The organism is Halopseudomonas sp. L-58 (genome assembly GCF_056859475.1).
In genome coordinates this window covers 1-14,831 of the sequence record NZ_JBSXON010000049.1, presented here as the reverse complement: position 1 = coordinate 14,831, position 14,831 = coordinate 1, and the positions used below count along the sequence as shown (strand labels likewise).

Genomic DNA, 14,831 nt, shown 5'->3' with positions numbered 1-14,831 from the left:
GTCGGCTACAGCTGCCAGGAACCAATATCGGCATTGACACCTTCACCATTGGGCACGCCATCGGCACCCAAGGTAAACACATCAATTTCGCCGTTAACACCAGGGTTGAGGTATTGATACTTCCTGCCCCAAGGGTCATCCGGTACGCGTTCGACATAGGAACGCCAGTTGTCCGCCGAAACATCGGCCGGTCGCTCAACCAGCGCGTTGAGGCCCTGATTCATGCTCGGGTACTGGCCATGATCAAGACGGTACAGCCCCAGTGCCTGCATCAACCCGCCTATATCCTGCCGGGCAGCTGTGGCCCGCGCCTGATCCGGGCGATCCAGTACCTTGGGGGCAACCACAGCAGCAAGAATGCCGAGGATAACGACTACCACCATGATTTCGATAAGGGTGAAACCCCGTTGTGCTGTACGCACCATCTCTACTCTCCTTGGCTGTTGGGTCTGAGGGGATTGTGGCAAGAAGATATGTCACCGATGTGGAAAATCCTCTATAGGATGTAAGCAAACAAGGCTGAAAATGGGCGCCAAAAGCACTAAAAAAACGCAAAAACCAATCGAGTGATGAGCATCCTATGGAGGATTTGTCAGCGTATAGTCAGAGTCGCTGGATACCCTTGGAAGACAGGCTTTTCCCTCCATGTGGACGGTGATAATACTCATGAATGCACGAACTCGGCAGTCAGGCTTCACCCTCATCGAAGTGCTGGTTGCGCTTGCCATCGTGGCCGTTGCGATGGCGGCAGCAGTACGCGCGGTCAGCCTGATGACCACCAGCAACGGGGTGCTACGGGACAAGTCCATCGCGCTGTTGGCAGCAGAAAGCCGGATGGCAGAGATCAAGCTGGAAGGGGTCAGGCGGGGCGGGGCCAATACGGCACGATGCAGTCAGGGACGGGTCGAGATGGTGTGCGAGGAAGTCATCACGCCGACGGAAACACCGGCGGTGTTTCGCATCATGATTCGCGTGCATGACCGCTCAGGCAGTGGTCCAGCGCTGGCACGACTGGACAGCCTGCTGAGTCAGGTCGGTCAATGAATGCTCAACGGCGCGTGAGGTCAGGCATGTGCAGGCTGTTCGGCAGCGCCGCAATAACCACCCGCTGCGACTCTCCGGCCTGCTCCACTACTACAGCATTCTGCTCGATCGCTGTCAGCCTGGCTTCCCGCCCAAGCTGTTCGCCAACCAGATATGCTTTGGCTGGCCCGTCGTTGACCGACAAAATAGCGACAGCACCTTCATCCGTCGCCATCAACCCCGATATCGCGATATCCAGCCGGGGTGCAAGGCTGTCAAACCATGCGGCTGCGGCGCTTGTTTCCACAGGTGCGGCCTGCGCTATCGGCGCTTCAAGTGTGACGGGCGCGGCCGGCATAGCAAGCAGCCTGGTCCAGAAAACCGCCCCGATCAGTGCCCCCACCAGTGCAAGCCACTGGAGAATGCGCGGTAGGTATGTCCAATTCATCCAATTCAGATGTGGCATAGGTTCGATCCTCCCCTGTTACCTTCTCACCATCCTACGAGCCAATTCACACACTTTTATTTCACTGGGAGTTATATTTCCCTTTCCTGCCCGGGGGGGTGCCGCAATGACGCCGCGCAAGCGCTGTAATACGTCAGGATTCACCTTGATTGAGCTGATGGTGGTCATAGTGATTGTCGGCATCGCCAGTGCCGCGCTCAGCCTGAGCATGCGTAGCGACCCTGCGCAGTTACTCCGCGAGGATGCCGCACGGTTGCAACTGGTGCTGGCGGCAGCACAAAGCGAGGCGCAGATCATCGGCCAGCCGATCCTGTGGCAAGCCGATGAACAGGGCTATCGCTTCGTCCACTGGCGGAGCGGCAGGGTTATCGAGGACGATCTATTGAAGCCCCGCGAGTGGCGCGCTGCGCCCGTCACCGTCCACCTCTCGCCCATGGATCGGTTGGTTTTCAATGCCGAGTGGATCGAAGAGCCCATGCGTATTCAACTTTCCGATGGCGCTAACCGTCTGCTCGTCGAACGCAACGCAGCCGGGCGGATATTCCTGCCATGAAGAGCCAGGCCGGCTTCACCCTGCTGGAAGTGATGATCGCAATCATGTTGATGGCCATCGTCAGCATGATCTCCTGGCGCGGCCTGGACAGCGTAAGCCGAGCCCAGTCCCATCTGGAAGAAAGTACCGAACACACAGCGCAACTGCTACGTGCCGTGAATCAACTCAAACGCGACCTCGACATGCGCGCCACAACCGAACTATGGGACCCGGTCGAGAATCAAGCGGCCCCATCCAACAAGCGTCTTGCCCTACCCGCTGCTGTGCAGGTCAAAGGTGGCAAACCGGGGGCACTGCAACTGGAGATCATCCGCAATCCAGCCAACCAGCCCGGCAGCCTGCAACGGGTGCGCTGGTGGGTGGCAAGCAACACCCTCTACCGCGCCACCGCATCACCCAGCAACCAATACCCCCTCCCCGCCCCCCGCAACGCCGTGGCCGTGCTGGAACAGGTGACCGACTTCAACATCCGCACTTGGCAGCCAGGCAAGGGCTGGCGGGATGTGACGTCAGCAGGGCAGGATAATCCGGTCGGGCTGGAGATCAGGCTATCGCGGCGTGGGGTGCAGGGGGTGGAGCATTATCGGGTGGTGGTTGGAGTGGATGGTGAGCGATAATTCGGCAGGCCTCGCGGCCTGCCGAAAACCTCTATTCACTCATATGTTTCTGGTGAAAACTCACAACGGAACCCGTGCCGTATAGATCTGCAGGTCTTGCTTTGCTCGGCCTTGGTTTCAGTCTGATATCAATTACGGTGTTTCTCTGCTCGTCGGAGAAGTAGCCGGTTGGAAGGTTGACTAGCTCTTCCAATAACGGCTCTGGCATACCAAGATGCTTACGCAGGGAGGCCTTCGTCAGTATCTTATTCTCTATAAGCATCATGACGCTTCGTTTTAATAGTTTTGGTTGCTCGAATTCGAATGAGTCATCCAAAGGCTCTTTTTTTACCCAGCCTCTGGCAGAGCGCCCTTTCCACAGTCTTGCTGTAGCGTCACTATCGATCAACTCCAAATCCTGACAGCGTTTTATCATCGCAGCGACAGAGACCTTCCAGCGCGGCTTCAGGGAGAGCAGCCCATCAAGTGTTGGCCACTTCACCTCAAATGAAAAGCTCTCTGCAGGCATGAGAAACGCACTGGCAAATCGATGGGCCTGATTTTCGATAAGATTGTAATGCTGCTGATACTGTTCCTTGCTTATCTTCCTATGAAGAACCAGATGACCCAGCTCGTGTGCAGCATCAAACCTATTCCGTATCGGGCTCGCTTTATCGGCGGCAAGCAAGACATAAGGCCTGTCATCCAGCATCGACCAGCGCGATACACCATCCATTTTCACATAGCCAAGCTCAGTTCTTGAGGCAACGACCCCAAAGCTTTCCATTGTTTGAATGACATTCGCTATAGGACCAGTGCCAATACCCCACTCCTGCCGACACTGCTCAGCAAGGGATTCGATATCTGCATCATCAATAAGTCCGACCTCATCACCACTGTAGAAAGGGATGCGGAGTTCAGGAAAATCCAGGCTTTCCTGCAATTTAAAAGACAGTTCCTCAAGCCACTCCAGCCGAGTCTCGGCAATGTCCCAGGCAATCTTTGGAGTAGAAACCTGAGACCGGAAAAAGCTGGGTGTGTCACCCTGATCCTTGATAGGCGACTCCAGCAACCAATCTTCCGGGACTTTGAAATAGTCACAAATACGCTTAAAGCTGGCTATCTCCGGGTAGCTGAGACCATTTTCCCATTTCGAGATATTACCCGCAGAGCACGATAGCTTTTCAGCAAGCACTGCTTGAGTCAGCCCCTGCGCTATTCTAAGCTGCCTGAGCCTGTCAGACTGGAAATCAACAATTCCTGTCCTCATTGCTCTAATTCCTCACTCTGGAGCTTCATCAGAAGACGAAGCATCTTCATCATCCCGCATTTTTCGCTTGATCGTCGGCCAGCCCAAGTCAGGAGCAACCGAAGTCATGGACTCGTACCCATAAAAAAGATCATCAAACTTGCACCAGACATGATAATCAGAGCAGCTGTTAAAGTAAGGCACAGCCAGAATGATATCCAAAGGCTTTGACTGATCCTGATGCCGTGGCGGAGCAAGCGGGATTATAATGGCATTCAGCATCTCCCCAGGGCTGAGCATCTGACTTTCTGCCCCACCCAATAGATCCAACTGTGGAGAAGATAAAAAACTATTAAGCTGGGAGTTCTTTTTCCTGTACTGAGCTGGCCTGACTTTTTTATTCCACGGCTTTACCGCTGCGGTAATTTTTATATTCGCAGAAGACAGAAGCGTATAAAACTCACCCATAGGAGCCGTCGGCGTAACCTGAGCATTCCAGCTGCTTAGCAGCGCAGCAAGGCTTTCCTGCACATAGGTATACCTATCCTGCCCACGCTTGCGATCCTTAGGTACATAAACAAGCTTGTTTGCTTCCTCATATGCGGTATTGAACCCGACCAAGATAGCACTTTTAGCCTCCTCGAAACGAGAACGAGGGATGTGATACCTCAGATAATTCAGCACCTGCTCTTGCGTGGTCGCCATGAAGCGTCTCCAAAAATATTCTTCCTTTAGCGGATTTTATCTGGATTATCCTTCCTTTTGAAGCACAAACTGCTCATGACGATGAACGGGCAAATCAGGAAGCTGCATGCGGGGGTGCATGATGCTGAGTTCGACCGACATCAGTTGCGCATACTGGTAAAACGCACCCGCTATCTTACCGACGCTTTCCCCTCATTATCGCCACTGCCGAATGATGCAGCTGCGTCACTGAAGAAGGCCCAAGCTGCGCTCGGCGCATGGCATGATCACTTTCAATGGTGCCTTCGAGTGCAGCAGGAAGACGAACTGGAGTCACTGGCCCAGAAATGGGCCGATGCGGCGGAGCAAGAGCTTGAGGTGGCCGAAACGGCGTTGAAAAAGCTGGCTCGTTTGCTACCAAGCGAGTAAGCATAGCACCAGGGTTGGATCTGCTCTGAATCGCCCTCAACCAACCAACACCACACCTGCCGGCAGCTGTCTGACTTTTGCGCCATAGGCATCGCGAATCAGCTCGGCGACGTCGGAGAGCTGGTCGAGCTTGAAACGGGCCTGTACTCTGCGCTGGCCCAGCTTTTCATTCATCAACATAATTCTGCCGGAATGGTAGCGGTTGAGTTCATTGATGACATGCGCCAGTGTTTCATTTTCAAAAATCAGCAAACGCTGTCGCCAAGCGGTAACCACTTGGGTATTGACCTCGACTGGTTCGCTATGCGATTGCTCGCTGTAGCTGATCTGCTGATTGCTACTTAACTGAAAGTTGCTGCCCTGATGAAAAACCGTCAAATGGCCGGCTACGCAGGTAACCATCACTTCTGGACCAGTGGAGCGCACAACAAATTTGCCGTCATCACTACCGACCCATCCCGTTCCTGCACGCATTTTGAAGGGGGCCTGGGTCAGCACCTCAACCTCACCACTGAGGAGTTCCACCCCTTGGCTACCGTCATTGAATACCTGCTGATTGATACGGGTCTGGGTATTCAGTTCCAGAGCTGTGGTGTTGGATAGCGTTACGCTCCGCTGCTCACCCACGCCAGTGTGGTAGTCAGCTAACAAGCCGGCAATCTCGCCCATAAAAGAGGGGCGTACAAATACGAAAGCTGCTGAGGCTGCTACCGCACCGGTGAGAAACGCACGTCTACCCATGCGGCGCTGTGGAAGCGGAACTATCTCACTAGCGCTGTGCGCGGCGCCCTGTGATTCAGATGATTCCGTTTTCTCGATCTGTTGGGCAGCCGGGCCCAAGGCTTGCCACAGCTGCCTGGCGTTCGCAAAAGCCTGCGCATGGTCGGTGCTAAGCGCGCACCAACGACGAAACTCGGCCGCATCCGACGTCGTTGCCTGCCCCGATGTCAGGCGTATCAGCCATTGTTGAGCTTCGCGTTGCAGCTGGTCTTCAGTTTCAGTCATGGATTCGTTTGTATCTGATGATGGTACGGGTTGTTGGCTACACCGATAACCAGGGCGCCTATTAGTTAAGACGGCTTGACCGCCCCTAAACCGAACTGTTGGAGTGATTTTTTTTCCAGTCGTTCGGCGCAATAAGCCAACGCCACCTTCAATTCCTTTTCAACAGTACGAGTAGAGACGTTGTGCCGCTCGGCAATATCAACGTGGGGGATGTGTTCAAGTCTTGCGGCAACCAGGATTTGCCGGCGTCGAGGCGGCAACTCGCATAAAGCTTCAATCAACGTGCGGATATCATTCTGGCCTGCAACGACACGCGCAGGGTCCAACCGCTCATCAGCGGGATTCAGAAGCTCTTCTACTTCCTCACCGGTCAACAATCGAGCACCTGCACTGCGTTGGTCCGCTGCAATATTTAATGCTATGCGGAACAGGTATGCCTTGGGATTTTTAACCTCTGTGATGCCTTGGGACAGGCCATAAACCCGCAGATAGGTTTCCTGCAGAACATCGCTGGCAAGGTGCTCTGACCCTAGTCGTCGCTGCAGGCGCATCTTGAATTCATCGTAAGAAACCAAGAACAGCCGAACCATTTCACTCTGCAATGTAGTCATGAAATTCCTTCGAACCGCTGGCAATTGATACCACTGCCACTGTCCTCTGCCTCTGGCAGTATTAGAATTGTGAGAGGTTGCGACAAAGACGTGGGTGGTGCCTGCGGCACCCTGAGAACCCTCAACGCATCGATCAGGTGATCATCTCGCCGTACGTCACCGCTTGAGCTCAATAGGCGACTATGCTGCACCTCTCCATGGACGCCAATCCACAGCTGGAACACAATCCGATAGTTCCCTGGCCTTGTCACTTCTGAGCTGCAGAGCGCTTTTTCCAGAGCAAGCTGAACAACGCTGGCATAGCTCCCTCCCCCTTGGCTTCTTTTTATAGGCTGTGCGATATCGTCCGTGGAATTGCTCACCTCCGCCCGCCTGAGAGTAAATGCATCCTCATGGCTGTAGATCGCCATCAAACCCGTCCCGGACAGCAACAAACCAAGGGCTTCTCTTACAGAGAACTGCCCTTTCAAGCTGGCCGAACGTCTTGCGTTGGTCAGCTCACGGTCAACTAGGATCGCCACTCCGGCTGATTCGCTATAGAGATTCAATGCGTCTGCCAGCGATTGCGCCGGGATATCAAACTCAATCAGCGTTGTGGCATTTTCTGACAGGTCGCTACCCGCAGCGTGTGAGCTGATCGGGCAATATGATGCCAGGATCAACAACAGCACTGCAGCCAGATATTTTTTTACTACACCCGGCAACATAGAGGTGAGCTCCCCGGCTACTGCCTCTGATGCAATGTTGGGGCATGTTATAGAGCCACCATCCTGCATCGAAATCATGACATTTTAGTGAATCACGTCCCACCCAAGCCTATTTGGCTTACAGTGTAAGCTCCCATCTCAGGCCAAAAGCGAAATCGCCTGACCAGCTTCTGGAGGTTCTGATGCGTTTTCTGTTTTTACTTTTACCACTCCTCACCGCCCTGCTCATGGTTTCAGCACAGACACACGCGAAGGGGTCGAGAACCGATGGGCCCGCCTGTGTTGACGTAACCGTCGGTGGCTATAAGACCTTATCGTATGAGTGCCTTGGCCTACAAATGACCAACCCACAAGGCAATACCGCCGCTCGCAAAAACCTGGAAGCTATGACATCGCCTATCACCCGCCAGGCGCCGACCCGAATGGGTTTGTATAATCAGGCGGCTACCCGCACACGCATGGGTACCAACTTCGGCACGTCGGCATTCCCCCAGCGACCACCCGCCAGCAGCCCACGCTCGCCACTGATTATTGGGCGTTAAGGGTTTATTGCGCAGAACCAATCTGCTAACCAGCCCTCACTCGGATGATCACAAAGCAAGGTTCAGTAAAATAAATGTGTCTGACGATGCGAGGAAAGCGATACGTTATGGAACCCACTTTTCCTACGTCGGATCGAGTCCACTGTTATTCCCTTACGTACTGCAACAGCAACTCTTTTGTTGGCTTTGCCCCAAGCAATCTTTCTAACTGTTCTGCGCTGGGCTTCTCACGATCTCGCTGCTCTGTTTTTGTAAAACCATTTGCTCCAAGTGTATAGACGGCGGTATGACCCACAAGATCAACTCGATGAGCAAGCTACAGGGGCTGGTGGATCGCTGCGACACAGACGACAGCATCCTGATGGCGAAGCTCTATCTCGGACGTCAGCGAACTTTCCTAGTCAGTCCAGTTTGAGGCATTCGAGAAATCCCAGACAGTGTCTCGGAATTTCACGCTCTCCAGCCCTTGAAGGCCTGCGTACTCGAACGGATTCCACGTGTTGTTGGGACATATACAGTCAGCGGTCGTTGTTAACGGCGTTTGCTGCGTCCTGGCCACGGCAGTTGTCCTGTAAGTTCAGCTAAGCCTCCATCATCCTCGACGCGCGCACCGAAGCGGTTCACTTCGACCCCAGGCAAGTCGTCGCTGTCGAACCATAACAGCGAGGTGGTGGTGTCGGTACGTGCGTAGTGCCTGGAGAGTTCCCAGAGGTCGAGTCCCTGTTCCCAGTTGTCGAACCAGATGTCCTGTGAAACATCTCCCGTGTCGGTAGCACTGTTGCCCGAAGAGCGGAGACGGTGGGCCACAGAGCCGACAGGGATTATGGATTTGGGAGATATCCAAGCTCCAGTCTGTCGCAAGCTAGTGGAGCGTGCTGCGTAACGTACTGCGCCACGCTCCATTGTGACGAAAGCGCACGGCATGTCACTGAGGCAAGCGAACCGAGATGCGGCAGCAGGGAATGAGGTGCCAAACAAGTCAGCCATGTGCTGGATCAGCTCCAGCGATGGCTCTTCCTTGGGTACGAGTGACAGCCATTGCTGATATGGCATCAGCAGCTCAGCGGCGAACGTGTCACAGGCGATCTCGTTCGGGTGCCGCTTGGCATAAGACCAAGACGGTACTTCTTCGTGACTCGACTCCAGCTCGAGCACGATGTGAGCTACCTCATGGCAGATGGTGAAACGCTGGCGCTCTTCCGTTTCCAGCGAGTTCACCGTAATGACATGCTTCCCGTTCGGCTTAGTGATTGTGTAGCCGGACTCTCCTTCAGCAAGTTCTTCCCTCTTGACCTTGGCGTTGGCCGCAACGACATAGGGCGTCAGGTCTGTTCGGATGTCCGACGTATCGACTTTCGCAATAAAGGCTCGCGCTCTCTGCCTGACATCCACCTCATCCATGTTCAATCGTCCTCGTCCTCGAATGCCCTCTGTATCCGAGCGATCAATGTTGCAGGGTCAGGCCTCGTATTTCCGCGATGCCTCACTCCCGCCGCAGCCGAAAAGATGTCGATGCTGATAGAGGGGTCTTGTAATACGAACTCAACAAGACGAGGGTCGGCCTCCGCATGGTCAACAAGCCACATAACGAGTGCTGCATCCCTCTCTCCAGGCTTGAGAGCCCTCAACAGCTTCTCAACCAGATCCGGCGACGGATTCGTCTTCTCGCCTGATTCCAAGCGATGGACATAGGCATGATCCACCGAAGAGAGCTGACCGATTTCACGCAGTGAAAGGGTTCTGCGTTCGCGTAGCGTCTTGATAGCGACGCCCAAGCCTGTTTGCGGCATGAGTTAAGATCCTTACGGTTGTGGGGAGAAGGCTACAGCCCTGTGTTACATCAACCCCACATACAGTCGAGTTCAAATGCGCATGTTGCGCGGGTGTTGCACCGGCACACATGCCCTGATACATTGTTGTCTAGTCAGACAACAGGGGCAGGCTTTAAGCTTGCCCCAGGTTAGATTGGCTTGGCCTTCCTGTTGTCTGTGCAAGCAACACATTGTGCTACAGCGGGCGGCCGTTGACAACCCAGCCGGCTGGCTGGGACTACCATAGTTCCATTGTAGGAGAGCCATCATGGCCGGCAAAAATCAGCATGTTGTTCCTCATCAAGACGGTTGGGCCGTTAAAGGTGCTGGAAACCAGCGGGCGACCTCTGTGCATGACACGCAGCAGCAAGCAATAGATGCGGGGCGGGATATTGCACGCAACCAGAAGTCCGAACTCGTCATCCATCGTCCAGATGGCCGTATCCGTGACAAGGATAGCCACGGCAACGACCCCTTTCCTCCGAGAGGTTAAGACGTCATGACTGACATCCCTGCCTACCATGTGCTCGCCCTGTCGGGTGGAGGTTATCGCGGCCTCTATACGGCTACGGTTCTCGCCGAACTTGAAGCAGTGCTGGGTCGCCCTATCGCTTCCCACTTTGACCTGATTTGTGGCACATCGGCAGGAGGGATGTTGGCTTTGGGGCTGGCAGCGGAGATTCCAGCTAGCGAACTCAAGGCATTGTTCGAAGACGAAGGTAGCCGCATCTTTGGTTGCCGCAGCCTCCCAAGGCGGCTTTTGGGATTCTGGCTGACTGCAAAGCATGACTCGACGGGATTGCGAGATGTGCTGACCGAACGCTTCCAGGGAACCACGATAGGCGACTTAAAGCATCGTGTTCTTGTGCCCGCAGTCAACTACTCGACGGGTCGCGGACAATTCTTCAAGACGCCTCACCATCCTTTCTTTGAGCTGGATCACCGCATGAAGATCGTCGATGTCGCGTTGGCGACTGCCGCCGCCCCCGTCTACTTCCCGCTGGCGCGCAACGACCGTGGTGTCTTCGCGGATGGTGGGTTGGTAGGCAATGCCCCCGGCCTGTTCGGGTTGCACGAGGTCAAGACGTTCCTCGCGCCGAAACAGGATCCGCTAATTCGAGTTCTATCCATCGGCACGATGACGATCGGTGCAACCGTTCGTGGCGGTGCCAGCCTTGACCGCGGATTCGGAAAGTGGCGTGGTGGACTCTTCGATCTGGTGATCTCCGCTCAGGAATCGTCCGTGGACTATATGCTGCGGCAGTTGTTGGGGAACAACTACTTCCAGATCGACGACAAGGCAACGCCGGATCAGAGCAAGGACGTGAAGGCGCTGGATCGGGTTTCAATTGGTGCCACGAATACGCTCAAGGATCGTGGAAGCCATGCGGCGCAGCGTGCGCTGGGCGATCCACTTTTCCAACCTTTTCGAGCGCACCAGGCCGGCGCCCCCATCTTCTACCACGGTCCCAACAAGAATGTTCCGGAGGCTGCATGCTGAACCTGAGCCCGCTTTTCTTTACCACCGTTGACGACGAATCCTGCATGCATGACGAGCTGGATCTGACGCCTGAGCAACGCGCTTGGATCGCGAGCGCCCGTACTGATGTCAGGGCCTGCCTTCGTACAGGCATCCCTCGCGTGTTGAGGGCAAACGGATACACGGAGAACGTGCCACAGCCGCGCTTTTTCACGCAAGGATCGTGGGCATACAAGACGCTGAACTCTCCGGCCCAACGCCCTCAGCAGGCAGATGTCGATGATGGATGCTATCTGCCATTGAGCTTCGTCTCCCAAACGAAACGCCCCAGCACGGCAACGACAGTGTTCTTTGCCGCTGCGGAAGAAGCCTTGAAGCCGCTGGTCGAGGAAAAGCACTGGAAGCTTGTCACCGACAAGCCTACGTGCATCCGCATCGTCATTTCAGCGTATGCCCACATTGATATTCCTCTGTACGCCATTCCTGACGAAGAATTTGTCTTGCTCGCAAAGGCTTCGATGGAGCGATATGGCTACGACTCGTTGACGGACGCGGTGAACATGGCAGAGCGGGATGTTTGGACAGCACTGCCCGCTGACAAGGTGCTCCTGGCCCATCGTGAATGCAACTGGATGCCCTCTGACCCCAGACCTGTGAAGGAATGGTTCCTGAGCGAAGTGGAGATCAAGGGGGAGCAGTTCCGCCGCGTGGTTCGTTACTTGAAGGCGTTCCGCGATTGGAGGTGGTCTAGCGGCGGGCCCGCTTCGATTCTGCTGATGGCCGCCGCAGCCCCACTCTTTGAGAAACGTGATCGGCGTGATGACCTCGCGTTGCTGGATGTCGTCACGTCACTGCCGGCCCAGTTGCGGGCAGGTGTGAACAACCCCGTGGATGAGTCCGAGTCTCTCACGGAGCGGCTTGGCAAAGCGGGTGTCGAAGAAGCAGCAAAAGCGTTTGAAGAATTTGAGAAAGTGCTTCGCGGAGCCACCGATGCCGGCAGCCCTTCACAGGCCTGCATTTGGATGCAGGGTGAATTCGGCCTTCGCTTTCCGAACGAGCCGGATCGGGTCAAGGTGGTATCCGTTGCTGCCACCATTGCTGCGGCTCCCGCCACGGCTGGCCCTAGCGAGCTTGTCGGGCGAACGAAGGCAGGATGAGCAGCTCCGCAGCGGTCGCAGACGTCATCGAGGTTTTCAAGCAGCGAGGCTTCGAGTTTGTTGGCAAGACGGATGACGGCTGGTTCAGGCTGCACGGGCAGTTGACGCCACCCCAAGCAGACAAGGGCTGTCCGTGCGAAGTTCAGCTCGATCCTACGTTCTTTGACTTACCTCGCATCCGGCTGCTGGATATTCCTCCTGAGCTACCCGCAGCGGTTCCTCATCTGGGTGCAGGTGGTGGACTTTGCTACCTCTCCAAGGGAACGGTCGTTCTGGATATCTACGATCCTGTCGGACAGTCGCTGGCATGCTTGCAGCGCGCTGCCGTCGTGCTCGGGCAGATCTTGAAGGGGGGGATGATTGAAGATCTTACGGAAGAGTTTTTCGCCTATTGGGATGGATGGCTTTGCTTTGTGGACATGCAGGGCGAAGACCTAGGGCGACAGAGCTGCATAATCGCGCAGGCCAATGGTAATTCTTTGTGGTTCATCACCGATAACAAAGACCGAACAACGAAGAAGTTGAAGTCGCTCGGCTACCAGATCACCGATCAAACGGTGCTGACTTACCGGATCAAAACCAGCGCTCAACCTCGCCCGCTGACCAGCCATTGGCCTCCCGAAACAGTTGCGGATATCTTGGCGTGGCAAAGCACTCTTGACCCCCGGTGCCGGCGCAAGATTCACGCGCGCATCAAGGAAGGAGAAAGGAAGAAGGCCAACGGCGTTCTGATCGTTATCGAGTCTCTGTTGATGACGTATGGCTTTGCGGTTCTCTATGATCGTCAATGCCAAGTCCAAAAGGGCAAGCTCGCAGATCGCCGGGATTCGAGCTATGGGTTAAAGGCGATACCCGTCTCGGTGGTCAGAATCGATGATCGATATCTTGCCCAGCGAAACATACCTAAGTCAAAGACGCTTGCAGGTAAGAACCTAGCCGTTGTTGGATGCGGCACGATCGGCGGATATCTGTCGGACATGCTGGTCAAGGCTGGGGCGGGGACATGCGGCGGAAAGCTCACGTTGGTGGATTTCGACTACCTTCTCCCGCAAAACATCGGGCGTCATCGCCTGGGATTTCCGGACTTGCTGTCGAACAAGGCCGAGGCCATGGCGAAAGAACTCAAGCACTTGGCGCCAGGGGCCGAGATTCGTGCACTCCCTGTGGATGTCAGGCAGGTCCAATTGGGAGAGCTGGACTTGCTCATAGATGCCACTGGGGAAGAGTCCCTCGGGCATTGGCTGTGCGGCCACTATCCACCACCTACACCCATGCTTTCGGTCTGGGTAGAAGGGCCGGGTACGGCTGTCCGTGCACTCTTGAGAACGAACGCATCTGGTGCTTGCTACAGATGCCTTTGGCATAGCAACAAAAGAGGTGAACTACGCTCCACCCTTGATCCTCTTCCTACCATCTTGGCGGGGCATGGATGTGAGGGCTTGTACGTGCCGTTTCCCGCCTCGGTGTCGGTGCATGCTGCCAGCCTGGGTGCTGAAATGACACTCGACTGGGTCAACGGCGTCTATTCTCCTGCGCTGCGAACCAGGCTGATCGACCGCGTCCAGCAGCTTGCCACGCCTGATTGCGATCCACCGCTGGATCGCGAGTGCCCTCTATGCGGCTCATGAGTTCCTGGGCAACCAGCGACAAGAGGACGCTGCTGCATTTCTCGGAGTCTACGCTGGAAATTTTCTATCAGCATGTCCAAGCCAGTGATACCGACTGCGAGGCTGGCGGACTGCTGCTTGGTTCGGTTCATGGAGCCCACATGCTTATCGAACAAGCAACGGTTCCTACAATATGGGACAAGCGATTCCACTACCTTTTCGAGCGAATGCCATTTGGTCACGAAGTCATTGCTCTGGCTCGATGGAGGGCGAGTCAAGGAACCGTCCGCTATTTGGGCGAATGGCACACACATCCAGAAGACCATCCTCAACCTTCTAGTCTCGATAGATCGGAATGGAACCACTTATCAGCGTAGCGTCGAGACAAGCGGCCAATGCTTGCTGTCATCGTCGGGAGAAAATCTTTATATGCCGAGTTGGTCCCAGAATCAGGCCGAGGTTCGGTATTTACCTCTGTGGAATAGCGGGCAATAAAACCAAGACCGTTCCGTCGTCGGACTCGCGGGCCCCACCAACCCGGCGCTCGCTTCTTGCCCCCTAGCCACGGACTCCCTGTCGTCACGGGCAATGAACTAAGGAAAGACTGTGGCAACGAGGCCGGCCCAGGTCTCCGCGCCAACCCTTTCCACCACATGAACAGCACGTCACCAGAGTGTCATACACAAAGGTGTATGCTCCCCACCACTAAAGGATCAGTGCTCGCTGAAGGATCAGCATCCCCGTCGAAAGCCCGGCATCCTTGCCGGGCTTTCCTAAGAAACACCTTCGACAGCCTGCAATGTGAATCCAAACTCTGCTGCACGTCGATGCAGCCCTTTCACCACGCGCTCCCGATATTTTTGTTCATAGTGATCAGCGCCAGGATCCTTGTAGTCCATGCCGAAGCGCAT

The 14,831-nt window shown here is 55.3% G+C and carries 18 protein-coding genes and 1 pseudogene; 9 read left to right on the top strand and 10 right to left on the bottom strand.

The genetic code is table 11. From position 1 onward, the window contains the following. Positions 1-5: 5 nt before the first annotated feature. On the bottom strand, positions 6-425 hold the full coding sequence (gspG, locus tag AC13EY_RS05890) for a type II secretion system major pseudopilin GspG (protein WP_228246938.1): 420 nt from the start codon (positions 423-425) through the stop codon (positions 6-8). Positions 426-666: 241 nt separating this feature from the next. On the opposite strand from gspG, the gene gspI reads away from it, so the two are divergent. Continuing rightward, positions 667-1,044 (top strand): type II secretion system minor pseudopilin GspI, encoded by a 378-nt coding sequence (gene gspI / locus AC13EY_RS05885; protein WP_228246937.1) that lies wholly within the window; start codon positions 667-669, stop codon positions 1,042-1,044. Between the two features lie 4 nt (positions 1,045-1,048). On the opposite strand, the gene AC13EY_RS05880 is transcribed toward gspI, so the two are convergent. Further along, positions 1,049-1,489, bottom strand: a complete 441-nt coding sequence (locus AC13EY_RS05880; protein WP_228246936.1) for a type II secretion system protein N — start codon at positions 1,487-1,489, stop codon at positions 1,049-1,051. Positions 1,490-1,595: 106 nt separating this feature from the next. On the opposite strand from AC13EY_RS05880, the gene AC13EY_RS05875 reads away from it, so the two are divergent. Continuing rightward, entirely contained in the window at positions 1,596-2,042 is a 447-nt protein-coding gene (locus tag AC13EY_RS05875) for a prepilin-type N-terminal cleavage/methylation domain-containing protein (RefSeq protein WP_228246935.1), read from the top strand. Beyond that, complete coding sequence (locus AC13EY_RS05870; protein ID WP_482875933.1) at positions 2,039-2,659, top strand: type II secretion system protein GspJ; 621 nt, start codon at positions 2,039-2,041, stop codon at positions 2,657-2,659. The genes AC13EY_RS05875 and AC13EY_RS05870 overlap by 4 nt, the downstream gene beginning before the upstream one ends. A 31-nt stretch (positions 2,660-2,690) precedes the next feature. On the opposite strand, the gene AC13EY_RS05865 is transcribed toward AC13EY_RS05870, so the two are convergent. Further along, on the bottom strand, positions 2,691-3,908 hold the full coding sequence (locus AC13EY_RS05865; protein ID WP_022963345.1) for a helix-turn-helix domain-containing protein: 1,218 nt from the start codon (positions 3,906-3,908) through the stop codon (positions 2,691-2,693). 12 nt (positions 3,909-3,920) lie between these two features. After that, positions 3,921-4,592, bottom strand: coding sequence for a hypothetical protein (locus AC13EY_RS05860; RefSeq protein ID WP_022963346.1), 672 nt, complete (start codon positions 4,590-4,592; stop codon positions 3,921-3,923). A 57-nt stretch (positions 4,593-4,649) separates the two neighbouring features. Here AC13EY_RS05860 and AC13EY_RS05855 point away from each other — a divergent pair, with 57 nt between their 5' ends. Beyond that, a complete protein-coding gene (locus AC13EY_RS05855) occupies positions 4,650-5,000 on the top strand; it encodes a CHAD domain-containing protein (protein ID WP_228246933.1) in 351 nt (116 codons plus the stop codon). A gap of 36 nt (positions 5,001-5,036) precedes the next feature. Here the strand turns inward: AC13EY_RS05855 and AC13EY_RS05850 are convergent, their stop codons facing one another. The 5 genes from AC13EY_RS05850 to AC13EY_RS05830 form a co-directional block, all read right to left on the bottom strand. Beyond that, on the bottom strand, positions 5,037-6,005 hold the full coding sequence (locus AC13EY_RS05850) for a FecR family protein (protein WP_228246932.1): 969 nt from the start codon (positions 6,003-6,005) through the stop codon (positions 5,037-5,039). 65 nt (positions 6,006-6,070) lie between these two features. Next, a complete protein-coding gene (locus AC13EY_RS05845; protein ID WP_022963349.1) occupies positions 6,071-6,616 on the bottom strand; it encodes an RNA polymerase sigma factor in 546 nt (181 codons plus the stop codon). Then, positions 6,613-7,323, bottom strand: a complete 711-nt coding sequence (locus tag AC13EY_RS05840; RefSeq protein ID WP_228246931.1) for a secretin and TonB N-terminal domain-containing protein — start codon at positions 7,321-7,323, stop codon at positions 6,613-6,615. The genes AC13EY_RS05845 and AC13EY_RS05840 overlap by 4 nt, the downstream gene beginning before the upstream one ends. A gap of 1,073 nt (positions 7,324-8,396) precedes the next feature. Continuing rightward, on the bottom strand, positions 8,397-9,266 hold the full coding sequence (locus AC13EY_RS05835) for an ImmA/IrrE family metallo-endopeptidase (protein ID WP_482875929.1): 870 nt from the start codon (positions 9,264-9,266) through the stop codon (positions 8,397-8,399). Between the two features lie 2 nt (positions 9,267-9,268). Further along, positions 9,269-9,655 carry a helix-turn-helix domain-containing protein gene (locus tag AC13EY_RS05830; protein WP_022963354.1) on the bottom strand — a complete coding sequence of 129 codons (387 nt, stop codon included), beginning with the start codon at positions 9,653-9,655 and terminating at the stop codon, positions 9,269-9,271. Positions 9,656-9,944: 289 nt separating this feature from the next. Between AC13EY_RS05830 and AC13EY_RS05825 the strand changes: the two genes are divergently transcribed. From AC13EY_RS05825 to AC13EY_RS05805, 5 genes are read left to right on the top strand one after another with little or no spacing between them, the layout of a single operon-like run. Then, positions 9,945-10,169 (top strand): DUF2188 domain-containing protein, encoded by a 225-nt coding sequence (locus AC13EY_RS05825; protein ID WP_079381570.1) that lies wholly within the window; start codon positions 9,945-9,947, stop codon positions 10,167-10,169. A gap of 6 nt (positions 10,170-10,175) precedes the next feature. After that, entirely contained in the window at positions 10,176-11,177 is a 1,002-nt protein-coding gene (locus AC13EY_RS05820; protein ID WP_228246930.1) for a CBASS cGAMP-activated phospholipase, read from the top strand. Further along, positions 11,171-12,313, top strand: a complete 1,143-nt coding sequence (locus AC13EY_RS05815) for a CBASS cGAMP synthase (protein ID WP_228246929.1) — start codon at positions 11,171-11,173, stop codon at positions 12,311-12,313. The genes AC13EY_RS05820 and AC13EY_RS05815 overlap by 7 nt, the downstream gene beginning before the upstream one ends. Then, the gene (locus AC13EY_RS05810) at positions 12,310-13,941 is read left to right on the top strand and encodes a ThiF family adenylyltransferase (protein WP_228246928.1); all 1,632 of its coding nucleotides are present in this window, start codon (positions 12,310-12,312) and stop codon (positions 13,939-13,941) included. Before AC13EY_RS05815 ends, AC13EY_RS05810 begins: the two co-directional genes overlap by 4 nt. After that, the gene (locus tag AC13EY_RS05805) at positions 13,929-14,297 is read left to right on the top strand and encodes a Mov34/MPN/PAD-1 family protein (protein ID WP_323133565.1); all 369 of its coding nucleotides are present in this window, start codon (positions 13,929-13,931) and stop codon (positions 14,295-14,297) included. The genes AC13EY_RS05810 and AC13EY_RS05805 overlap by 13 nt, the downstream gene beginning before the upstream one ends. Positions 14,298-14,693: 396 nt before the next feature. On the opposite strand, the pseudogene AC13EY_RS05800 reads toward AC13EY_RS05805, so the two are convergent. Continuing rightward, positions 14,694-14,831 (bottom strand): annotated as a pseudogene (locus tag AC13EY_RS05800) (IS110 family transposase); the annotation flags it as partial.